This is a genomic window from Rhodococcus sp. BH4, from assembly GCF_002079265.1.
Classification (GTDB): Bacteria; Actinomycetota; Actinomycetes; order Mycobacteriales; family Mycobacteriaceae; genus Rhodococcus_F; species Rhodococcus_F qingshengii.
Map to the genome: position 1 here is coordinate 3,966,085 of NZ_CP014941.1, position 21,473 is coordinate 3,987,557.

A 21,473-nucleotide genomic window follows, 5' to 3' on the forward strand; every position below is an offset into this window, starting at 1 on the left:
AATCCCCCTACGGTGGTGAGTGGAACTCACAGCTGCCACCGGGAGGAATGACGTGACCGAGAATTACGTAGACGGGCTTTCACTCGAGGAGAAGGCGTCGTTGACGTCGGGCTCGGATTTCTGGCACAGCCAGTCCGTTCCCGGAATCGAATCGATACTCCTGACCGACGGTCCGCACGGAGTCCGGAAACAACCCGAGGGCGGCGATGCACTCGGACTCGGCCACAGCGTTCCAGCGACATGTTTCCCACCGGCGGTCGGGTTGGGCTCGTCGTGGAACCTCGACCTCATCCGCCAGGTCGGTGAGGCTCTGGGCGACGAAGCCAAAGCCGAACAGGTCTCGGTCCTCCTCGGCCCAGGCATCAACATCAAACGATCACCCTTGTGTGGCAGGAATTTCGAATACGTCTCCGAGGACCCATTCCTCTCCGGCCGCGTCGCGGCAGCGCTGATCACCGGCATCCAGTCTCGCGGCGTCGGAACCTCGCTCAAGCACTTCGCTGCCAACAACCAAGAACACGACCGGATGAGAGTCAGTGCCGACGTCGACGAACGGACGCTGCGCGAGATCTATCTGGCCGGCTTCGAATACGCCGTCAAGACTGCGGCCCCGACGACGGTCATGTGCTCGTACAACAAGATCAACGGTGTGTACGCGAGCCAGAACCATTGGCTGCTCACCGAGGTACTCCGCGAACAGTGGGGCTTCGACGGCCTCGTCGTTTCGGACTGGGGAGCGGTCAACGACCGCGTGGCGGCACTCGCCGCGGGCCTCGACCTGGAAATGCCGCCGACCGGAACCGATACCCAGATCGTCGACGCCGTGCGCGGCGGCGACCTTGACGAATCCGTGCTCACCACTGCCGCCGAACGACTGTCGACGCTGGTGAAACGCACCGCCGCCGCGCGCACCGAGGGCCACACGTACGACGTCGAGCGTCACCACGCACTGGCACGGACCGCTGCAGCGGAGTCCGCTGTCTTGCTGGCCAACGACGGAGAACTACTGCCGCTGACCCCCGGCGGGCAAACTGTCGCGGTGATCGGCGAATTCGCGTGCAGCCCGCGGTACCAGGGGGCCGGCAGTTCACAGGTGGTTCCAACCAAGCTCGACAATGCCTTGGACGCGATCCTCGACCTCGAAGGCGCCGACCGCGTCACCTTCGCACCGGGCTTCACCTTCGACGGCACTCCGGACGACGACATGGTCACCGAGGCTGTCGACGCCGCACGCCGCGCTGACGTCGCCGTGCTGTTCCTCGGACTACCGTCCGCCACCGAATCCGAAGGATTCGACCGGACCGACATCGATCTACCCGCCGATCAGATTGCCCTACTGGAAGCGGTGCACGGAGCGAATCCGAACACTGTTGTCGTGCTCGCCAACGGCGGGGTGGTTTCGATCGAGCCTTGGAAAGATCATGCCGCCGCAATCCTCGAGGGCTGGCTACTCGGCCAGGCCGGCGGCTCTGCGATTGCCGATCTTCTGTTCGGCATCACGAATCCGTCCGGGCGCCTGACGGAGACCATTCCGCTTCGCCTCCACGACAATCCGTCGTATCTGTATTTCCCGGGATCACAGCAGCACGTCCGCTACGGCGAAGGCCTGTACGTGGGATACCGCTACTACGACTCCGCGCTGCGCGAAGTGGCGTACCCGTTCGGGTTCGGGCTGAGCTACACCACCTTCGACATCACCGATACCTCCGTCGAGGCCGGTGAGAACTCCGCCGAAGTGACCGTCACCGTGCGCAACAGCGGCGACCGATCGGGCAGCAGCGTCGTTCAGGTCTACGTCCACGACGCCTCGGCAAGCATCGATCGACCCGCGCAGGAATTGAAAGGCTTTGCCAAGGTCCACCTCGACCCCGACGAATCCGCGACTGTGACCATCACGCTCGACAGCAGGGCATTTGCCTATTGGTCCGTCGCGGCGCAGGACTGGGCGATCGAGGCCGGCGACTACGAGATCCGCGTCGGCTTCTCGTCTCGGGACATCGCAACCACCGACACGATCACCCTGGCCGGGAACGTCGGCGTCGGCACGCTCGACGCCATGTCGACCATCGGCGAATGGCTCGCCCATCCCGTCGGCAGCGCAGTTCTCGGCACCGCCATGGCTGCCGCAGCGGGCGACGGCGCACAGGCGGTCAGCCCAGAGATGATGGCACTCGCAGGCTCGATGCCGCTCGGAAAACTCGCCACCTTCGGCCTTGGCATCACCGAGGAACAGGTGGAGCAGTTGGTGGCGGCCGCAGCACAGCCGGCCCCCTAACTCCCTGAACTGCGGTTTCGACGAGCAGCGTGACCGCCAGTAGATTTTTATGAACTATTTGGTTAATAATCTTGTGTAGTTGCTGTGGCGTCGGTTACATTCCTTGTATCGCTCTCCGCACAGACGTTCTCGATACGAACACTCTCGACGAACACCATCGGCGGATGTAGAGCCTCCACGACGCTTCCACCCAGGAGATGAGCATGTCAGCTAGCACGGTTACACCGTCCGGCCCCGAGGCAGGATCCTTGGCCAGGCCGGATACGACCAAGGTCAAGCGCGCCGCAACATCGTCGTTTCTCGGCAGCATGCTCGAGTACTACGACTTCTACATCTACGCCTCCGCCGCTGCGCTCATCTTCCCCACGGTGTTCTTCCCGGACAGCGGACATGCGGCTCTGCTTTCGCTGGCCACCTTCGGTGTCGCGTACGTCGCGCGTCCCCTCGGCGCTGTAGTCCTCGGCCATTTCGGTGACCGCGTCGGCCGCAAGAAGATCATGCTGCTCACGCTCATTCTGATGGGCGCAGCCACCTTCCTCATCGGATGTATTCCCAGCGCCGATTCGATCGGAGTTCTTGCACCGATCCTTCTTGTCCTGATGAGAATCGCTCAGGGCATCTCCGCCGCGGGTGAACAGAGCGGTGCCAGCTCACTGACGCTCGAACACGCCCCCGAAGGCCGACGCGCGTTCTTCTGCAGTTGGACCCTCAACGGCACCCAGGCCGGCTTCATCCTCGCCAGCCTCGTATTCCTGCCCATCGCCGCGCTCCCCGACGACATCCTCTACACGTGGGGCTGGCGAATCCCGTTCTGGGGCAGCCTGATCGTTCTGGTCGCGGCATACATCATGCGTCTCAAGCTCGAAGAGCCCGAAGAGTTCACCGAGCAGCAGGAATCCAAGACCGTCGCCAAATTGCCTGTTGCCGATCTTCTTCGCACCCACAGCGCAAATCTGATTCGCGTGATCTGCTGCGCTTTCATCGCCGTCGTCTCGACCATCTTCTCCGTCTTCGGTCTCGCTTTCGCCACCACCGAAGAAGTGGGGATTCCGAAGTCGACCATGCTCTGGGTTGCCATCGCAGCCAACGCCGTAGCCCTGCTCAGTCAGCCCGCCTGGGCGATGCTCTCCGACCGGATCGGTCGCAGGCCGCTGTTCATCGGTGGCGCCCTCGGTAGCGCGGTGTTCATCTACGTGTACTTCGGCGCAATCGCCAGCGGCAACGTTCCCCTGATCTTCCTCGCCGCAATCGGATTGATGTCCGTCTTCTACGCTGCCCCGAATGCCATCTGGCCGTCGTTCTACTCCGAGATGTTCAACACCAAGGTCCGCTACTCGGGCATTGCGATCGGCACCCAGGTCGGCTTCGCCCTCGCAGGCTTTGCCCCCGCCATCGGCAACGCCCTCATGGGCGGCGACAAGACACACTGGATGCCCGTTGCCATTCTGACTTCGGTGGCCTGCGTCATCTGCGCGCTCTCGGCGTTCACCGCCAAGGAGACGTTCCGCACTCCCCTCAAGGAACTCGGCAACCCGATCTAGCCGAATACCCGACAGACATCCTGCACGAACCACTGTGTTGCACGAACCACTGTGTTGCACGAACCACTGTGTTGCACGAACCACTGTGGCCCGGCATCTCGCGAGAGATACCGGGCCACAGTCGTTTTGAAGTTCTACGCCGTCTTGTCGCGACGCTCGCCACGTTCCGGCTTACGCGGAACGATGGTCGGAAGTACGTTGTCGTTGACGGTCTCCGCGGTGACGACCACCTTTTCGACGTCGTCACGGCTGGGAATGTCGTACATCACGGGAAGAAGAACCTCTTCCATGATGGCGCGCAGGCCACGAGCGCCGGTTCCACGCAAGATCGCCTGATCGGCGATAGCGTCGAGCGCTTCTTCGGTGAACTCGAGCTCGACGCCGTCCATGTCGAACAGGCGACGGTACTGCTTGACGAGAGCGTTCTTGGGCTCCGACAAGATCTGAACGAGCGATTCCTTGTCGAGGTTGGTCACCGACGCGATCATCGGCAAACGGCCGATGAACTCTGGAATCAGACCGAACTTGATCAAATCCTCCGGCATGACCTCGGCGAAACGATCGACCGTATCCAGTTCCGCCTTCGACCGAACCTCGGCACCGAATCCGATACCGCGCTTGCCGACACGATCGGAGACGATCCGCTCGAGACCTGCGAAAGCGCCCGCGACGATGAACAGCACGTTCGTGGTGTCGATCTGAATGAATTCCTGGTGCGGATGCTTACGGCCACCCTGCGGCGGGACGCTTGCCTGCGTACCTTCGAGGATCTTCAGCAACGCCTGCTGAACGCCTTCGCCGGAGACGTCACGCGTGATCGACGGGTTCTCGCTCTTACGGGCGATCTTGTCGACCTCGTCGATGTAGATGATTCCGGTCTCGGCGCGCTTGACGTCGTAGTCGGCAGCCTGAATCAGTTTGAGCAGAATGTTCTCGACGTCCTCACCGACGTAACCGGCCTCGGTCAACGCCGTCGCGTCAGCGATGGCGAACGGGACGTTGAGCATCTTCGCGAGAGTCTGAGCGAGATACGTCTTGCCACAGCCGGTGGGGCCGAGCATCAAGATGTTGGATTTCGCGAGCTCAACCGTCTCACCCCGCGCGTCACGGCCCTTGTCGCCGGCCTGAATGCGCTTGTAGTGGTTGTAGACGGCCACGGCCAACGTCCGCTTGGCGGAGTCCTGACCGATGACGTAGTTCTCGAGGAATTCTCGGATCTCCGCAGGCTTGGGAAGCTCGTCGAGCTTGACCTCGCTCGATTCGGCCAATTCCTCTTCGATGATCTCGTTGCAGAGGTCGATGCACTCGTCGCAGATGTACACCCCGGGTCCTGCAATGAGCTTTTTGACCTGCTTCTGACTCTTACCGCAGAAAGAGCACTTGAGCAGATCCCCGCCGTCGCCGATGCGTGCCATCTCGTGAGGTCCCTACTTTCCATCATGTACGTGCACTCGCCGCCACTCGATCGGTCGAGACGCTCCGCAGTACTTCGGTAGTTGTCAGATCAGACAAACTGATCGAACAAATCTGGTCGAACAATCGCAGAACGCCGGTCGAGAACCAGCCCGTGAAGTGACGGTACCCGCAGATCCCGAACGGGGTCGACCTGTTCTCGGCGTTTCGTCTGCGGATAAAAAAGAAAAGAGTCGAGATTTCAGCCTGGCAAGCGCTCCACCAGGCACTTCTCGACGTGTCCGCCTCGTGTCGGGAATCGGGTAACAGATCCTCGGCACGAGGCGGAAATCGACTACTTCTGTGCGCTGAGCTTCCGGTAAGCCAGCACGTCGTCGATGATGCCGTACTCCTTGGCCTGCTCGGCCGTGAGGATCTTGTCGCGATCGGTGTCGACGCGGATGGTCTCCGGATCCTTACCCGTGTGCAGCGACAGCGTGCTCTCCATGAGCCGACGCATACGCTCGATCTCCGCAGCCTGGATCTCCAGATCGGAAACCTGACCCTGGATGCCGCCCGTAGCCGGCTGGTGGATCAGAATGCGCGAGTTGGGGAGCGCGAAGCGCTTGCCCGGCGTACCGCCGGCCAGAAGCACGGCAGCTGCCGAAGCAGCCTGACCGAGGCAGACGGTGGAAATGTCGGCACGGACGTACTGCATCGTGTCGTAGATCGCCATCAGCGCGGTGAAAGAACCACCGGGCGAGTTGATGTACATCGTGATGTCGCGGTCCGGATCCTGCGATTCGAGAACCAGCAACTGCGCCATGAGGTCGTTGGCGGACACGTCGTCGACCTGCGAGCCGAGGAAGATGATGCGCTCCTCGAACAGCTTGTTGTACGGGTCGGACGTCTTGACGCCGTAGCTGGTCTGCTCCGTGAACTGGGGCAGGATGTAACGCGATTGGGGGCCCGACGGCGCCTGGCCGCCCAGCGAGTTAGCTCCGAAAAGATTGGTCATCAGTTCTCCAAAGTATGAATTGGGCAGCGAAAGGACGGGCGAACCGGCTCAGTTGCCGGTGCCGCCGGCCTGATTCGCACGGGAGACGACGTGGTCGACGAAGCCGTACTCGAGAGCTTCCTTCGCCGTGAACCAACGGTCACGATCGGAGTCCGCGGTGATCTGCTCGACCGTCTGGCCGGTGTGCTGAGCAATCAGCTCGGCCATTTCGCGCTTGGTGTGCTTGAACTGCTCGGCCATGATCGCGATGTCACTGGCGGAACCACCGATGCCGGCGGACGGCTGGTGCATCATGATGCGGGCGTGAGGCAGTGCGTAGCGCTTGCCCTTGGTGCCTGCCGAGAGCAGGAACTGACCCATCGACGCCGCAAGGCCCATGCCGAAGGTGGCGATGTCGCACTCGGCGAACTGCATCGTGTCGAAGATCGCCATACCTGCGGTCACGGATCCACCGGGCGAGTTGATGTAGAGCGAGATGTCTCGCGTCGGGTCCTCGGCCGAGAGCAGCAGGATCTGTGCGCACAGCTTGTTGGCGATGTCGTCGTCGACCTGGGTACCGAGGAAAATGATGCGCTCTCGCAGCAAGCGCTCGTACACCGAGTCGCTGAGGTTCAACCCAGCGGTCGCTGAAGTCATGGCGGGACTCTGCAAAGTCTCCAGGTGATTGGAAGTCACGGTACCTGCCTTCTATGTGGATCTACTTGTGCGGTGGATCGTCTATGCGAAACACTTCTACTGACACAGACAGTAACGAAGTAGGGCGGCACCGGAGTCCCGGTGCCGCCCTACTTCGCTCAAAGCGGAAAACTCAGTGCAGTCGATCGTGGTGAAAACACCCGTCCGCCTGCGTTTTTACTTGTCTTCGCTCTCGGCGGAATCAGACTCGTCCGCTTCGGTTTCGGCCTCACTGCTGCCGAACAGCTCTGCGGTGTCGACAACTGCGCCGGAGGTGTCCTTGACACCGGCCGACTCGACGACGGACGCGAGAGCCTTGCCACGACGGACGTCTGCGAAGACGGCGCCGAGCTGGTTGGCCTGCTGGATCTGCTGGATGAACTGCTCAGGAGCCATGCCGTAACGCTGCGCCTGGAACAGGATGCGCTCGGTGAGCTCGTCCTGACCGACGGTGACGTTGCCCGCATCGGCAATCGAGTCGAGCAAGAGCTGCGTCTTGACGGAGCGCTCAGCGGCTTCCTGTGCATCCTTGTCGAACTCTTCGCGGCTGCTGCCCTGCTCTTCGAGGAGCTTGTTCAGTGCCTCTTCGTCGTGATCGAGACCGTGAACGGCGTCGTGCAGTGCAGCGTCGACCTCAGCCTTGACGACGGCCTCCGGCAACGGAACCTCGACGGTCTCGAGCAGCTGCTCGAGAACCTTGTCGCGGATCTGACCGGCCTGCTCGACCTTGCGGACGCGTGCGACGCGCTCACGGAGGTCAGCCTTCAGTTCTTCCAGGGTGTCGAACTCGCTGGCGAGCTGAGCGAACTCGTCGTCCTCAGCCGGAAGCTCGCGCTCCTTGACCGTCTGCACGGTCACGGTGACAACAGCTTCCTTGCCTGCGTACTCGCCGGCGACCAGCGTCGACGTGAAGTCCTTGGACTCCCCCGCCTTGAGGCCGATGATGGCTTCGTCGAGGCCCTCGATGAGCTGGCCCGAACCGACCTCGTGCGACAGTCCGCTCGCGGTTGCCTCGGCAACGTTCTCGCCGTCGACGGTGGCCGACAGGTCGATGGAGACGAAGTCGCCGTCCTCGACTGCGCGGTCGACGCCGGTGAGGGTGCCGAAACGCTGACGCAGCGAAAGCAGCTGCTCTTCGATGGCTTCGTCGGTGATCTCGATCGGATCGACCTCGACGTTGATGGAGCTGAAGTCAGGGAGCTCGATCTCCGGGCGCACGTCGACCTCGGCGGTGAACTCGAGGAGTTCGCCGTCTTCGATCTTGGTGACCTCGATCTCGGGCTGGCCGATGGCCTTCACGCCGGCGCTGGTGACAGCCTCGGAGTAACGCGACGGCAGAGCGTCGTTGACGACCTGCTCGAGCACAGCGCCGCGACCGACACGCGCTTCGAGGAGGCGGGCCGGAGCCTTGCCGGGACGGAAGCCGGGGAGACGAATCTGCTGCGCGAGGGCCTTGTAGGCCTTGTCGAAATCAGACTTGAGTTCCGCGAAGGGCACCTCAACGTTGATACGGACTCGCGTCGGGCTGAGCTGCTCGACGGTGCTCTTCACGAAACTTCGCTCCTTCGTCTGGTCTTGCTCACAACTTGTGTTGAATCGGTACTGCTGTGTGTTCGGTAGTGCTGTGTGTTCGGTACTGCTGTCTGGCGCGGCACTTCACTCCCGGACTTACTGGAGGTGAAGTGCCATGTACGTACTTGTCGGGATGACAGGATTTGAACCTGCGACCCTCCGCTCCCAAAGCGGATGCGCTACCAAGCTGCGCTACATCCCGTTTCCGATCACATGAAACACACGATACGGCCATCCGAGGCCACTAAGACAGCGGGCCACAAAGGCAGCCACCATCGGTGACCGCGCACAACCCTATCGCGCTCACTACTCTCTCACGAACCCGACCGCCATTTGTACACGGCCCGGCTGTCGACCCCGTCAGTATGTCATCCGACGGCAGCCACATACGGCAGCCACATACAGCCTTGCCTCAACTGCCATTCAGAGCCGGAATCAGAAGTCGCGCCTGCGGCCGAGACACCCCGACTCGCCGAGCAATTCGCCAATTCCCCAGGTGAACGACGGTCTCGAACTTCTCCGACCCCCCGATTATGAAATCCGGTGGGGCATTGGGTACAGTTTCGTATCGCAGACGACGAACACGGCGATCCCGAGTTGTCGTATGCACGGGGATGTAGCTCAATGGTAGAGCCTCAGTCTTCCAAACTGATCACGCGGGTTCGATTCCCGTCATCCCCTCCATCAGGAGGGAAACTCCACAAAAGATCCGCATCGGCCCAGCCGGTGCGGATTTTCTGTATTCCGACTTTGTCCACTCAGACCACTCCCCTGCGGTCCGTATCCTGGAGTTGTCCGGATCGATTCTGCTCGGGAGGCCACTCGTGACCACGATTCTTCTCATACTCGTCGTTCTGGCCGTAGTCGTATTTCTGGTCATGAAAAGCCAGCAACGCGGTTCCGGCCACAGCGCAACACAACTCGACGATGCGAAAGCCGATGCCCGGCAGGCGATCGAACGCCTCGGCGGTCAGGTCTACAACCTGACCGGCAGTGACGACGCGTCGCGCCAAGCCCTCGCCGACGCGGCCGAACGGTACAACGCCGCAGGCTCGCAGATCGATCAGGCCGCAACGCCGGTCCAAGCACGTCTCGCGAAACAGACTGCACTGGAAGGGCTTTACTACATCCGCGCGGCACGGGTGGCGATGGGCATGGATCCGGGACCGGAAGTTCCTTCCATCGACGGACAGAAGGCTGCCGGTTCGGTCACCGAAGACCGTGAGGTCGAATTCGAGGGCCGCAAGGTCGCCGCATCACCCAATCCGTCGTCGCACACACCCAACTACTACCCCGGTGGCCGAGTCGCCGGACGCCCGGTCCCGGCCGGCTGGTACTCCGAACCCTGGTGGAAGCCTGCACTCGTCGCCGGCGCCTGGGGTCTGGGTTCGATGATGCTGTTCTCGACCATGTTCTCCGGCATGGCCGGGGTTCCTTACGGCGCAGAGGCTTTCGCCCAGGGTGGCGATCCCGGCGCCGACACAGGCTCCGGTGACTCGGGAGATCAGGGTATGGACGCCGGTGATCCCGGCGCCGACCAAGGAAGTATCGACAACACGGACTACACCGCTGACGGCGGAAGCGACTGGTCTGGTGGCGACGGAGGCGGAATGGATTTCGGGGGCGGCGGGGACTTCGGCGGCTTCGACTTCTAAGCCGACTGACAGACCGGGCACCAGAACAGGTTTCGTGCCTTCATGACGGAATGCAGGATCGGTGTGCCGCACACGCGGCACGGCGATCCTGCTCTTCTGTAGACATAGGTACGCGGACGATCCTTCGCGTACGCCGGATCTCCGTTGTCGTGCTCGGCGCGAACGACGTGCATCTTCCCGCGTCTGACGCCGACTTTCATCAATTCGACTAGGTCTGCCCACATGGCGGTCCACTCGCCGTGAGAGACGAGATTCCCCGGTCGTTCAGGGTTGATTCCGTGACGAAAGAGAAGTTCGGCGCGATAGACGTTGCCGACACCCGCCAGGACCGCCTGGTCCATCAGCAGGGCGCCGATTGCCGTCTTGGACTTGGAGATTCGCAACCAGGCCTTCTCTGGATCCGCGTCGCGGCGCAGTGGGTCCGGCCCGAGTCTGGCCTCGATCGCGGCGACCTGAGGAGGTAGCAGGACTTCGCAGGCGGTGGGACCACGAAGGTCGGTGCCGAAATCGGCACCGACCATACGCATCCGGACCTGACCTACCGGTTCTTCCATCGGCAGGGCGGCGTCGGTGAACTTTCCGTACAACCCGAGGTGTACGTGAACTGTCAGACCGTTGTCGTACGTGTGCCAGAGGTGCTTTCCCCAGGCATCCGAGGACGTGAGTACGTGTCCGTCCACCAGGCGCGCGTCCTCGGCGAATCTGCCTTGCGGACTGAGGACGCGGACCGGTGAACCGACGAACTTGCGGGCATGCAACCGTGCCAGCCGGTGCAGGGTATGACCTTCAGGCACGGAACAACTTTCGGATCAGGCTTGCGGCAGAGCCGGTGCGACGCCGGTCTTCTCGTACTCGGACAGGATGTCGATACGACGCTGGTGGCGCTCTTCACCCGACCATGCGGTGGCGAGGAAAGCGTCGACGATGGCAAGCGATTCCTCGAGGGAATGCATACGCCCGCCGATGCCGATCAGCTGAGCGTTGTTGTGCTCACGTGCCAGCTTCGCCGTTTCGACGCTCCAAGCGAGGGCGCACCGTGCGCCGGGAACCTTGTTCGCTGCGATCTGCTCGCCGTTGCCACTGCCACCCAGGACGATTCCCAGGCTGCCTTCGTCGGCGACGACGCGCTTTGCGGCTTCGATGCAGAAAGCCGGGTAGTCGTCCACGGCGTCGTACTCGTGAGCACCACAGTCGATGGCCTCGTGGCCGTTCGCTTTCAGGTGTTCGATGATCTCGTTCTTACGTTCGAATCCGGCATGGTCGGCACCCAGGTATACGCGCATGGCGACAATTCTCTCAGGCCCGACCAGCCGGGCGCACCCGGGTCGACGTCACACTTTCAGGAACACGCATCGCCGCGCGAGCACACCTATCGTGGTGCCCATGTACCCCGTCAACGGCCAGGCCGCTGCACCCGCCGTTCGTGTGTCACCGGGCAGTGACGCCGTTCGCCACCCGTGGGAAATCCCGCTACTCGTGCTCGCGGTGCTGACGACGGTCGTCACTTATGTGGTGGCGATCGTTCTGATCGCTGCGGGTGATCTGTCGACGTGGATCCTCGTGGTGCTCGCGGCTCCGATCCTGCTGTTCCTCGCGCGAGGTCAGCTGTACGGATCGCAACAGGTCAACGGAATCAAGATGACGCCTTCACAGTTTCCGGAGGGGTATCAGCTCGTTGCCGAGGCTGCGGCACGGTTCGGCATGAAAACTCCGCCGGATGCCTACGTCGTGCTGGGGAACGGACGGATCAACGCGTTCGCGTCGGGGCACGGATTTCGCCGTTTCGTCGTCGTCTACAGCGACCTGTTCGAAGTCGGTGGGCAGGCACGCGAGCCCGATGCGCTCGCATTCATCATCGGCCACGAGGTCGGCCACATCGCTGCCGGGCATGCGTCGTACTGGCGCCAGTGGGGACAGTTCGCGTCGAACTACATTCCGGTGATCGGGTCTTCGCTGTCGCGTTCCATGGAGTACACGGCGGACAACTTCGGCTTTCACATGCGTCCGCAGGGTGCACCGGGCGCGATGGGCGTCCTAGGCGCGGGAAAGTATCTGGTGGGTCTGGTCGGGTTCGACGAACTGGCCGATCGGGCGACACTCGAATCCGGGTTCTTCCCGTGGTTCGTCAACATCTTGTCGTCGCATCCGGTGCTGACCTGGCGTGCGGCTGCGCTTCGCAACCGCACGCACTCAGGGCATCTGTTCTTCCGGCCGGGTCAGCTCTACCGAAATCCGGCGCTCACTGCCGCTCAGTCGAACTGAGGATCCTCGTTGCGGGTCCGCTTGAGCTCGAAGAAGTGGGGGTAGCCGGCCAGCGCGACTGCGCCGTCCCACACCTTGCCTGCGTCCTCGCCGCGCGGGATGCGTGAGAGCACGGGGCCGAAGAACGCCACACCGTTGACATGGATCGTCGGGGTTCCGACGTCGGGTCCGACGGCGTCCATGCCCTTGTGGTGGCTCTCGCGCAGAGCCTCGTCGTACTTGTCGGTGTCGGCGGCCTCGGCCAGTTCAGGTGGCAGGCCGACCTCGGCGAGGGACGACTTGATGACGTCGGCGAAGTCCTTGTTGCCCTCGTTGTGAATCTTCGTCCCCATAGCCGTGTACAGCGGCAGCAGGATCTCGTCACCCTTCAGCTGCGCTGCAGCGATGGCGACACGGACCGGGCCCCAGGCCTTGGTCATCATCTCCCGGTACTCGTCGGGAAGGTCACGGCCCTCGTTGAGAACCGCAAGGCTCATCACGTGGAACTTGGCCTCGATGTCGCGTACCTGCTGGGCCTCGAGAATCCAGCGTGAGGTGATCCAGCACCACGGGCAGAGCGGATCGAACCAGAAGTCAGCAGTGTCCGTGGTCTTGCTCGAGGTTGCGCTCACGAAGAAACTCCCTATCAGTTCATGTCGGTCAGGTCATATCAGTTCGGGGACATACTCCCGTTCTGGCAACAATCATGAACCCGCAATCCTTCCCGCGCTTTCCCCCGAACCACCTCCCGATCGCAGTAGTGTCGAAAAGAAACGAGTACGAAGGAGTGGTTCAGTAATGAGCACCAACCGGAGATTCGTGATCGTCGGCGGCGGGCTCGCGGGCGCAAAGATCGCAGAAGCCCTGCGTGACAGAGATTTCGACGGTGAGATCACCGTATTGAGTGAAGAAGACCACCTCCCGTACGAGCGTCCGCCGCTGTCGAAAGAGTTCTTCGCAGGCAAGAAGACACTCCCCGAATTCACCGTCCACGACGGCGAGTGGTTTCGGGACCATCATGTCGATCTTCGCCCGGGAACGACGGCAACGGCCATCGACCCCGCTGCGCACACCGTGTCACTTCCGGACGGTTCCACGATCAGCTACGACAAGCTCGCCTTGGCCACCGGTTCGCGGTCGCGGCGCCTCGACATCCCGGGATCCGACGCCGAGGGCGTTCACTACGTGCGAACAGTCGATCAGGCCGCCGCGCTGCTGCGCACCCTGGCCGCCGACAAGAAGCTCGTCGTGATCGGTGCCGGCTGGATCGGCCTCGAAATTGCCGCGTCAGCTCGCGGTTTCGACGTCGACGTCACCGTGCTCGAGCATGCCGGACTTCCGCTCGAATCGACCCTCGGCCCGGAAATGGGTGAGGTCTTCGCCGCACTGCACCGCCAGAACGGGGTGGACTTACGCACCGGCACGGACGTCACCGCAATCTCTGTCGACGGCGGTCACGCCTCGGGCGTCACTTTGAGCGATGGAACCGTGATTCCGGCCGACGCCGTGTTGATCGCTGTCGGCGCATTGCCGAACACCGAGTTGGCATCGGAGGCGGGTATCGACGTCGACAACGGGGTTCTCGTCGACGCCGGTCTGCAGAGCAGCGACCCCGACGTGGTCGCAGTGGGTGACATCGCGGCCGCACAGCATCCGATTCTGAATGCACGAATTCGGGTGGAGCACTGGGCAAACGCACTCAACCAACCCGAGACGGCCGCAGAGACCATGTTGGGACGGCCCGCCGAGTACGTCCGCATGCCGTATTTCTTCACCGATCAGTACGACCTCGGAATGGAATACGTAGGTCACGCACCGCACGGCGGCTACTCGAGTGTCGTCACTCGCGGCGACGTTGACAAGCGCGAGTTCCTGGCATTCTGGCTCGATTCCGCGAACAAGGTGCTCGCCGGCATGAACGTGAACATCTGGGATGCCGGTGACGCCATCAAGGAATTGGTCGCGTCTTCGCGTCCCGTCGATCCGGAGCGGTTGGCCGATCCGGAGATTCCGCTGGCAGAAGTGTCCGCTTGAGTGAAGTCGTTCTCTTCGTGATGGGATGGACGTAATAGATCCGCACCATCTACGAGGAGATCTTTGTGGTCGCACCGAACCTGACACGCGAAACCGCAGCGCAACGGTCAGCAATCCTGACCGTCGAGAACTACCTGATCGAACTCGATCTCACCGACGGCAAAGACGCACCCGGCGAGGAGACGTTCTCCTCGAAGACCACCGTCACGTTCACCGCCACGGCCGGAGCAAGCAGCTTCATCGACATCGTCGCGGCCAGAGTCCATTCCGCGGTCCTCAACGGCACCGCGCTCGACGTCTCCGGCTACGACGAGTCGACGGGCATCAGCCTGCCTGATCTCGCTGCCGACAACGAGTTGGTCATCGAGGCCGATTGCATCTACTCCCACACCGGCGAGGGACTGCACCGATTCGTCGACCCGACCGATGACTCCGTCTACCTCTATTCACAGTTCGAGACGGCCGACGCCAAGCGCATGTTCGCGTGCTTCGATCAGCCTGATCTCAAGGCCACGTTCGACGTCCGCGTCACCGCTCCCACGTCGTGGAAGGTCATCTCCAACTCCGCGGTCGTCGAGACCCTTGCCGCCGATCCCGGCAAGCACGTCTTCAGGACCACCCCGAAGATGAGCACGTACCTGGTAGCGCTCATCGCAGGTCCCTACGCGCAGTGGACCGACAACTACTCCGACGAGCACGGCGACATCCCGCTCGGAATCTTCTGCCGCGCTTCGCTGGCCGAGTTCATGGACGAGGAGCGACTGTTCACCGAGACCAAGCAGGGATTCGACTTCTATCACCGCAACTTCGGTGTTCCCTATGCTTTCGGCAAGTACGACCAGCTCTTCGTCCCCGAATTCAATGCCGGCGCGATGGAGAATGCCGGCGCCGTGACATTCCTCGAGGACTACGTCTTCCGCTCCAAGGTGACCCGCTACTCGTACGAACGTCGTGCCGAAACGGTCCTGCACGAAATGGCGCACATGTGGTTCGGCGACCTCGTCACGATGGCGTGGTGGGACGACCTGTGGCTCAACGAGTCGTTCGCGACCTTCGCTTCGGTCCTGTGCCAGACCGAGGCCACGGAGTACACGAACGCCTGGACGACGTTCGCCAACGTCGAGAAGTCGTGGGCGTACCGCCAGGACCAGTTGCCGTCGACGCACCCGATTGCCGCGGACATTCCGGACCTGGCCGCCGTCGAGGTGAACTTCGACGGCATCACGTACGCGAAGGGCGCCAGCGTCCTCAAGCAGTTGGTGGCATACGTCGGACTCGAGCCGTTCCTCGCCGGACTGCGTGAGTACTTCCGTGAGCACGCATTCGGAAACGCAACCTTCGACGATCTGCTGGGCTCACTCGAAAAGTCCTCGGGCCGTGACCTTTCCGACTGGGGTCGGCAGTGGCTCAAGACCACCGGTTTGAACATCCTGCGCCCCGACTTCGATGTCGACGCAGACGGAAAGTTCACCCGCTTCGCCGTCCTGCAGGACGGTGCTGCACCAGGCGCCGGCGAGCGGCGAATCCACCGGATCGCCATCGGCATCTACGACGACCTCGACGGCAAGTTGGTACGAAGCCATCGCGTCGAACTCGACCTCGATGCCGCGGAAAGCACGGATGTCCCCGAACTTGTCGGCGTCGCCCGCGGTGCACTCGTGTTGGTCAACGACGACGATCTCACCTACGGCTCCGTGCGACTCGATCCCGAATCGTTGGCGACGGCGATCGAGCGGGTCGGCGACATCACCGACTCACTCCCCCGCACCCTGGTCTGGTCGGCGGCGTGGGAAATGACCCGTCAAGCCGAACTGAAGGCACGCGACTTCGTCGCGCTGGTCGAGCGCGGCATCAGTTCGGAGACCGAAGTCGGTGTGGTGCAACGTCTCTTGCTCCAAGCCCAAACCGCCATCGGCTCCTACGCAGATCCGGCCTGGGCCGAGGCCGAAGGCGCGGCGAGCTTCGCCAATCGGTTGCTCGAACTCGCACGTGAGGCAGAGGCCGGGTCCGACCACCAGCTGGCATTCGTCAACGCACTCACCGGCGCAGCACTCTCCCCGTGGCACACCGAGGTACTGCGCGAATTGCTCGACGCCGATCCCTCCACCGTTGGGCTCGACGGCCTGATCGTCGACACGGACCTGCGCTGGCGCATCGTCGGGGCACTCGCGGCCGCCGGTGAGATCGACGCCGAAGGAACCACAACTCCGTTCATCGACGCCGAAGCTCAGCGTGACCCGACCGCTGCGGGCGCTCGTCAAGCCGCGGCGGCCGCGGCCGGACGTCCGCAGGCCGCTGTCAAGGAAGAGGTCTGGGCGAAGGTCGTCGGCGACGACTCCGTGCCCAACATCACCGCGCGATCGATCATCGGCGGGTTCGCTCGCGAAGGCCAGGACGAATTGCTCGAGCCCTTCGTCTCCCGCTACTTCGCCGATATCGCGGCGGTGTGGGAACGACGCTCGAGCGAAGTGGCACAGACCGTCGTCATCGGGCTCTACCCGTCGTGGTCGATCTCGGACGAATCCGTAGCGGCAGCAGACCGGTTCCTCGAAGGCGACATCCCTCCCGCGTTGCGTCGCCTGGTCGTCGAAGGCCAGGCCGGCGTGGTTCGTTCACTCGCAGCACGAAAGTTCGACGCGAGCTGACATGCGAAAGGCCGGTGCCCGCGTCGATTCTCACGAATCGACGCGGGCACCGGCCTGTGTCTGACAAACAGTTACGGCGCTGAAATCGCGGCTGCCATAACGCGGATAGCGCTGATCAGTCCGTCGATCAGGTTGCCTTCACTGAAGGATGCAACAGCTGCCGTTGCTCCGAGCTGGGTAACACGATCGGTGACCCGATCGGCGATTGCCCGACCGCTGCGAACCTCGACGGTGCGCTGGTTGGGCGAAACGGCGATCAGGACGGAACGCTCGGCTTCGGGCGTGGTCGGGAACAATGCGTCGGCACCCGCTGCCGGATCAGAACCGAGATCACCGACGTACGCGTTGAACCGCACCTTGGTGGCCCGCGTCGCTTCGGTCATCGCGACGTCGAGCGCGACCAGATCCATGGTCTCGAACGGAAGATCGTCGGTGAACGGCTCGCCGATGCGATGCACACCGGATACGCGTCCACTGGACGTGACGACGCTGCCGACGGGCAGGTCCTCGGGCGCTACTGCGAGCGCGGTCGAATGATCACCACTTGCCACTTGCGGACCCTCCGATCAGATCAGCCGAACCGGCTTCGATTGCGTGTGCACTGCCGTGATGGCCACCGCGAACGGTGACCTCGTCGACAGCACTCCACAGCACGGGAGCGTGATCCCACGACTCACCGAGATGGAACGCCGGCGGAACCGGTCCCGGCGTCTTCTTCCCGAGGAAGGACGCAGCCGCGAAGAACGCGGTGATCAAGGCCGGAATCCCAACGTATATCAGTACTACCTCGAGAATGCTCACACCAGATAACGTAGCCCAGAACGCCAGGAAGGAAAGCGTCAGGGCCACAAATTCTCGGGCAATTTCGTTTCGGTGACGCTAGAACTCAATTCAGGCTGCGCCCACGCCGACACATTGCTCAGGCTGCGCCCACGCCGAGATACGGCATCCACGCCGGATGCAATTCCTTGGTCGCCGCGAGCAGACGCCAGTGAGGTCCGGACGGCGGGACCAATTCCGCACGGAGGGTCCATCCGAGTTCGCTGAGCATCTTGTCTGCCTTGCGGTGATTGCAGGGGGCACAGCACGCGACGCAGTTCTCCCACGAATGCCCGCCACCTCTGCTGCGAGGAACGACGTGGTCGATGGTTTCGGCTTTGGCTCCGCAGTACGCACATCGGAAGTGGTCACGATGCATCAGCGCGGCACGAGTCATGGGGATGCGGGCGCGATATGGAACGCGCACGTAGGTGCGCAATCGAATGACCGAGGGAACCTGCACCGACCAGTCCGCGGAATGGACTACCGGGCCCTGTTCGTCCTCGTGGACGGTATCGGCCTTGCCGCAGGCCATCAGTACGACCGCGCGCCTGGCAGGAAGGGCGGTCAGCGGTTCGTACGTGACGTTGAGCAGTAGCACCCGACGTTTCACCCACTCGGGGACGACGCGATCGGGAGGGAACATCTCGAGGTGAGAATGCTCGTCGGAAAAGAGTGGGTCGGTAGTGTGCGCGAACCCGTCAGGAACAACTTCCAGAACAGCCCCTAACGCGTGGTCGTTCCGCGCGCTAGTGGGCTGGAGTTGTCGGTGATTGCGTGCAGCATGTCGGTTCTTCATACGACCTCCGGGAGACTGCCCCCAAGTTGACCACGGATGATCGCGTTACGCACTCCCATTTCGAACAAAATTGCCAGGACGGCCGGTGAATTTCCGGTGAATGGGTACGCACTCCGACTCGATACAACCGTCGTCGACCCGGAAACCGACCACTACGGCCGTCAGGCACAATGGAACTTGCCATGAATGACGTACAGCACGACGTGCAGCAGACCTTCTACGACGCCGTCGGCGGAGCCGAGACGTTTCACAAGCTCACCGCGCGATTTTACGAAGAGGTCGCGAAGGACGAGGTTGTGCGCCCGCTCTACCCCGAGGCCGATCTCGGCCCGGCCGAGCGGCGGATGCGGATGTTCCTCGAGCAGTACTGGGGCGGACCGCACACGTACTCGGAGGAGCGTGGACACCCGCGTCTGCGGATGCGCCACAATCCATTCGTGATCGGCCCGATCGAGCGTGATGCGTGGCTGCGGTGCATGCACGTCGCCATCGCGTCCATCGACGAGAAGACTCTGAGCCCGGTGCACCGCAAGCAGTTGATCGACTACATGGAGATGGCTGCCGCGTCCATGGTGAACTCCGCTATCTGACCGTCTACTTAGCCTTCGGCCTGAACACGCGCGCGACCCGGCGGGCAGCGCGTACCCCGAACGACACCGTGGGATGCAGGGGCGAACTCAAGATTGCATGCTTGCGCACGTACTCTTCGACCTCCCACTCCGACCAACTGCCCGCACGGAAGAGTGCGGCATCGCCGACACTCAGGGTTCGCTCGGCGATTCCGTCGGCCTGAACGGTGACCGACCCTTCGATGATGTGCACGATTTCGTCCGCGTGGAAGTACCAGCGGAAGCGCCCCTTCGTGCAATCCCAGACGTGTGTAGTCGTGGTCCCGTCTTTACTCGCCGACCATTGCGCCGACCGTGCAACCGGTGTGCCGAAGATTATCCAGTCGCGGTTGATCGGATCATCTTCGAGCAGTACATGATCCAAACTGACCGCTTCGATTGCCGACAAAGTCAAGGCCAAGCCCCCTTGGTTGAATTCCCGAATACTTCTCCCCCAGCAGTAACACCAAAGTTGCCACATGGTGTCACCGCGTGAATGCAAAGTACACCAAGGCTAGGTAAAGAGTCACGCTTTTGCCGTGTCCAAGTCGTGAGAGTGCCAGACGTTTGGCACTATGAACTGCTGTGAGCACCCCCGCGGATTCGTCCTCTGTAAGCCGGCCCGAAGCCCCGTGGTGGAACGAGGCGGTCTTCTATCAGATCTATCCGCGTTCTTTTGCCGATTCGGGCAGCGACGGTATCGGCGACCTCGGCGGAGTCGAGGAGAAACTCGGCTACCTCGAACTGCTCGGCATCGATGCAATCTGGTTGAGCCCGGTGATGAAGTCACCGATGGCAGACCACGGCTACGACGTCTCGGATCCTCGCGACATCGATCCCCTGTTCGGCGATCTGGCGACGATGGATTCGCTGATCACGTCAGCCCACGAACGCGGAATCAAGGTCACGATGGACCTGGTCCCGAACCACACGAGTGATCAGCACGAGTGGTTCAAGGCAGCCCTGGCGTCGGCGCCCGATTCGGCGGAGCGATCCCGTTACATCTTCCGAGACGGCAAAGGTGAGAACGGCAACGAACCGCCGAACAACTGGCCGAGCATCTTCGGCGGCCCGGCGTGGACCCGCGTCACCAAAGCCGACGGAACACCCGGCCAGTGGTACCTGCACATCTTCGCCAAGGAACAGCCCGACCTGAACTGGGACAACCCCGAGGTCTTCGACGACCTCGCCAAGACTCTGCGCTTCTGGCTCGAGCGCGGAATCGACGGATTCCGCATCGACGTGGCCCACGGAATGGCCAAGCCCGACGGTTTGCCGGACCACGACTGGGAGCTCAACGAGCTCATGCGCAATTCCGACGACGACCCGCGGTTCAACAACCCGGCAGTTCACGAAATCCACCGCGGCATCCGCAAGGTCATGGACGAGTTCCCGGAGGCGATGACCGTCGGCGAGATCTGGGTGAAGGACAACCAGAAGTTCGGCGAATACATCCGGCCAGACGAACTGCATCTCGGATTCAACTTCCGACTTGCAGAAACCGAATTCTCCGCCGAGTCCGTCCGGGAGGCCGTGGAGAACTCTCTTGCGGCCGTCGCCGAGGTCGGGGGTGTGCCCACGTGGACGCTGTCGAATCACGACGTCGAACGTGAAGTCACGCGCTACGGCGGGGGTGAGATCGGAACCCAACGCGCACGGGCGATGATCCTCGTCGAACTGGCGCTTCCGGGCGCGAGCTTCATCTACAACGGAGCCGAACTCGGCCTGCCGAACGTCGACCTGCCCGACGAGGCACTACAGGACCCGGTCTGGGAACGATCCGGACATGCCGAGCGAGGACGCGACGGCTGCCGAGTGCCCCTTCCGTGGGAAGGAAGCGAACCCCCGTTCGGATTCACCACCAGCGCGAGCACCTGGTTGCCGATGCCACGCGAGTGGTCGACGCTCACGGTGGAGGCGCAGATCGAGGACGTCGACTCGATGCTCTCGCTTTATCGCGCCGCCCTCGAACTTCGTAGCGCCAGGCCGGAGTTCTCCGGCGCCGACATCGATTGGTACGGCAGCCCCCCGGGCTGCCTCGCTTTCCGTCGACGCGGTGGTCTGATCTGTGCTCTCAACACCACAGAGGCGCCGATCGCACTGCCGAACGGGCAGCTGCTGTTGAGCAGCGCGCCACTCGTCGACGGTCAACTACCCGTCAACGCTGCGGCGTGGCTGATCTGAGAGAACACCGCACCC

Annotated in this window: 19 protein-coding genes and 2 tRNA genes; 9 read left to right on the forward strand and 12 right to left on the reverse strand. The window is 62.5% G+C overall.

Translation table 11 applies throughout. From position 1 onward, the window contains the following. Positions 1 to 52: 52 nt before the first annotated feature. Positions 53 to 2,275, forward strand: coding sequence for a glycoside hydrolase family 3 C-terminal domain-containing protein (locus A0W34_RS18250; RefSeq protein WP_081558830.1), 2,223 nt, complete (start codon positions 53 to 55; stop codon positions 2,273 to 2,275). Positions 2,276 to 2,478: 203 nt separating this feature from the next. Beyond that, positions 2,479 to 3,816, forward strand: coding sequence for an MFS transporter (locus A0W34_RS18255; protein ID WP_042450291.1), 1,338 nt, complete (start codon positions 2,479 to 2,481; stop codon positions 3,814 to 3,816). A gap of 134 nt (positions 3,817 to 3,950) precedes the next feature. Here the strand turns inward: A0W34_RS18255 and clpX are convergent, their stop codons facing one another. From clpX to A0W34_RS18280, 5 genes are all read right to left on the reverse strand, one after another. Then, positions 3,951 to 5,231, reverse strand: coding sequence for an ATP-dependent Clp protease ATP-binding subunit ClpX (gene clpX, locus A0W34_RS18260; RefSeq protein WP_003944582.1), 1,281 nt, complete (start codon positions 5,229 to 5,231; stop codon positions 3,951 to 3,953). Between the two features lie 332 nt (positions 5,232 to 5,563). Beyond that, positions 5,564 to 6,226, reverse strand: a complete 663-nt coding sequence (locus A0W34_RS18265; protein ID WP_003944539.1) for an ATP-dependent Clp protease proteolytic subunit — start codon at positions 6,224 to 6,226, stop codon at positions 5,564 to 5,566. A gap of 48 nt (positions 6,227 to 6,274) precedes the next feature. Then, complete coding sequence (locus tag A0W34_RS18270) at positions 6,275 to 6,862, reverse strand: ATP-dependent Clp protease proteolytic subunit (RefSeq protein ID WP_007730960.1); 588 nt, start codon at positions 6,860 to 6,862, stop codon at positions 6,275 to 6,277. A gap of 216 nt (positions 6,863 to 7,078) precedes the next feature. Further along, complete coding sequence (gene tig, locus A0W34_RS18275; RefSeq protein ID WP_007730958.1) at positions 7,079 to 8,452, reverse strand: trigger factor; 1,374 nt, start codon at positions 8,450 to 8,452, stop codon at positions 7,079 to 7,081. A gap of 149 nt (positions 8,453 to 8,601) precedes the next feature. Then, positions 8,602 to 8,675 (reverse strand) — tRNA-Pro (locus A0W34_RS18280). Positions 8,676 to 9,083: 408 nt separating this feature from the next. Between A0W34_RS18280 and A0W34_RS18285 the strand changes: the two genes are divergently transcribed. Both A0W34_RS18285 and A0W34_RS18290 read left to right on the forward strand, forming a co-directional pair. Continuing rightward, positions 9,084 to 9,157, forward strand: a tRNA-Gly gene (locus A0W34_RS18285). Positions 9,158 to 9,351: 194 nt separating this feature from the next. Next, positions 9,352 to 10,128 carry a hypothetical protein gene (locus tag A0W34_RS18290; RefSeq protein WP_050654637.1) on the forward strand — a complete coding sequence of 259 codons (777 nt, stop codon included), beginning with the start codon at positions 9,352 to 9,354 and terminating at the stop codon, positions 10,126 to 10,128. Here A0W34_RS18290 and A0W34_RS18295 read toward each other — a convergent pair. Both A0W34_RS18295 and A0W34_RS18300 read right to left on the reverse strand, forming a co-directional pair. Further along, positions 10,125 to 10,922, reverse strand: coding sequence for an Fpg/Nei family DNA glycosylase (locus A0W34_RS18295; protein WP_003944531.1), 798 nt, complete (start codon positions 10,920 to 10,922; stop codon positions 10,125 to 10,127). The two genes, A0W34_RS18290 and A0W34_RS18295, sit on opposite strands and share 4 nt — an antisense overlap. Positions 10,923 to 10,937: 15 nt before the next feature. Then, positions 10,938 to 11,411, reverse strand: coding sequence for a ribose-5-phosphate isomerase (locus A0W34_RS18300; protein ID WP_003944571.1), 474 nt, complete (start codon positions 11,409 to 11,411; stop codon positions 10,938 to 10,940). 100 nt (positions 11,412 to 11,511) lie between these two features. On the opposite strand from A0W34_RS18300, the gene A0W34_RS18305 reads away from it, so the two are divergent. Continuing rightward, a complete protein-coding gene (locus A0W34_RS18305) occupies positions 11,512 to 12,390 on the forward strand; it encodes a M48 family metallopeptidase (RefSeq protein ID WP_042923839.1) in 879 nt (292 codons plus the stop codon). Here the strand turns inward: A0W34_RS18305 and A0W34_RS18310 are convergent. Beyond that, the gene (locus A0W34_RS18310; RefSeq protein ID WP_003944541.1) at positions 12,378 to 13,001 is read right to left on the reverse strand and encodes a DsbA family oxidoreductase; all 624 of its coding nucleotides are present in this window, start codon (positions 12,999 to 13,001) and stop codon (positions 12,378 to 12,380) included. The genes A0W34_RS18305 and A0W34_RS18310 overlap by 13 nt on opposite strands. Before the next feature lie 166 nt (positions 13,002 to 13,167). Here A0W34_RS18310 and A0W34_RS18315 point away from each other — a divergent pair, with 166 nt between their 5' ends. Next, positions 13,168 to 14,403, forward strand: coding sequence for an NAD(P)/FAD-dependent oxidoreductase (locus A0W34_RS18315; protein ID WP_081558050.1), 1,236 nt, complete (start codon positions 13,168 to 13,170; stop codon positions 14,401 to 14,403). Between the two features lie 65 nt (positions 14,404 to 14,468). Then, a complete protein-coding gene (gene pepN / locus A0W34_RS18320; protein ID WP_081558051.1) occupies positions 14,469 to 17,048 on the forward strand; it encodes an aminopeptidase N in 2,580 nt (859 codons plus the stop codon). Between the two features lie 71 nt (positions 17,049 to 17,119). Here pepN and A0W34_RS18325 read toward each other — a convergent pair whose 3' ends face one another. From A0W34_RS18325 to A0W34_RS18335, 3 genes are all read right to left on the reverse strand, one after another. Further along, positions 17,120 to 17,599 carry a DUF5130 domain-containing protein gene (locus A0W34_RS18325; protein ID WP_003944512.1) on the reverse strand — a complete coding sequence of 160 codons (480 nt, stop codon included), beginning with the start codon at positions 17,597 to 17,599 and terminating at the stop codon, positions 17,120 to 17,122. After that, positions 17,586 to 17,849, reverse strand: coding sequence for an aa3-type cytochrome oxidase subunit CtaJ (gene ctaJ, locus A0W34_RS18330; RefSeq protein ID WP_007730943.1), 264 nt, complete (start codon positions 17,847 to 17,849; stop codon positions 17,586 to 17,588). Before ctaJ ends, A0W34_RS18325 begins: the two co-directional genes overlap by 14 nt. Before the next feature lie 118 nt (positions 17,850 to 17,967). After that, positions 17,968 to 18,666, reverse strand: coding sequence for an HNH endonuclease (locus A0W34_RS18335; RefSeq protein WP_172403517.1), 699 nt, complete (start codon positions 18,664 to 18,666; stop codon positions 17,968 to 17,970). A gap of 182 nt (positions 18,667 to 18,848) precedes the next feature. On the opposite strand from A0W34_RS18335, the gene A0W34_RS18340 reads away from it, so the two are divergent. Further along, positions 18,849 to 19,256: a globin gene (locus tag A0W34_RS18340; protein ID WP_003944464.1), complete on the forward strand. Its 408-nt coding sequence runs from the start codon at positions 18,849 to 18,851 to the stop codon at positions 19,254 to 19,256. Positions 19,257 to 19,260: 4 nt separating this feature from the next. Here A0W34_RS18340 and A0W34_RS18345 read toward each other — a convergent pair whose 3' ends face one another. Beyond that, entirely contained in the window at positions 19,261 to 19,689 is a 429-nt protein-coding gene (locus tag A0W34_RS18345; protein ID WP_228232653.1) for a cupin domain-containing protein, read from the reverse strand. A 170-nt stretch (positions 19,690 to 19,859) separates the two neighbouring features. On the opposite strand from A0W34_RS18345, the gene A0W34_RS18350 reads away from it, so the two are divergent. Beyond that, positions 19,860 to 21,458 carry a glycoside hydrolase family 13 protein gene (locus A0W34_RS18350; protein WP_081558052.1) on the forward strand — a complete coding sequence of 533 codons (1,599 nt, stop codon included), beginning with the start codon at positions 19,860 to 19,862 and terminating at the stop codon, positions 21,456 to 21,458. The last annotated feature ends 15 nt before the right edge of the window (positions 21,459 to 21,473 follow it).

What these genes read in the sequence shown, in the direction of transcription:
- A0W34_RS18265 (WP_003944539.1), bottom strand. Translation starts at nt 6,226, where the DNA reads ATGACCAATCTTTTCGGAGCTAACTCGCTGGGCGGCCAGGCGCCGTCG.
- A0W34_RS18305 (WP_042923839.1), top strand. Translation starts at nt 11,512, where the DNA reads ATGTACCCCGTCAACGGCCAGGCCGCTGCACCCGCCGTTCGTGTGTCA.
- A0W34_RS18315 (WP_081558050.1), top strand. Translation starts at nt 13,168, where the DNA reads ATGAGCACCAACCGGAGATTCGTGATCGTCGGCGGCGGGCTCGCGGGC.
- A0W34_RS18335 (WP_172403517.1), bottom strand. Translation starts at nt 18,666, where the DNA reads ATGAAGAACCGACATGCTGCACGCAATCACCGACAACTCCAGCCCACT.
- A0W34_RS18255 (WP_042450291.1), top strand. Translation starts at nt 2,479, where the DNA reads ATGTCAGCTAGCACGGTTACACCGTCCGGCCCCGAGGCAGGATCCTTG.
- A0W34_RS18340 (WP_003944464.1), top strand. Translation starts at nt 18,849, where the DNA reads ATGAATGACGTACAGCACGACGTGCAGCAGACCTTCTACGACGCCGTC.
- A0W34_RS18270 (WP_007730960.1), bottom strand. Translation starts at nt 6,862, where the DNA reads ATGACTTCAGCGACCGCTGGGTTGAACCTCAGCGACTCGGTGTACGAG.
- A0W34_RS18290 (WP_050654637.1), top strand. Translation starts at nt 9,352, where the DNA reads ATGAAAAGCCAGCAACGCGGTTCCGGCCACAGCGCAACACAACTCGAC.
- A0W34_RS18300 (WP_003944571.1), bottom strand. Translation starts at nt 11,411, where the DNA reads ATGCGCGTATACCTGGGTGCCGACCATGCCGGATTCGAACGTAAGAAC.
- clpX (WP_003944582.1), bottom strand. Translation starts at nt 5,231, where the DNA reads ATGGCACGCATCGGCGACGGCGGGGATCTGCTCAAGTGCTCTTTCTGC.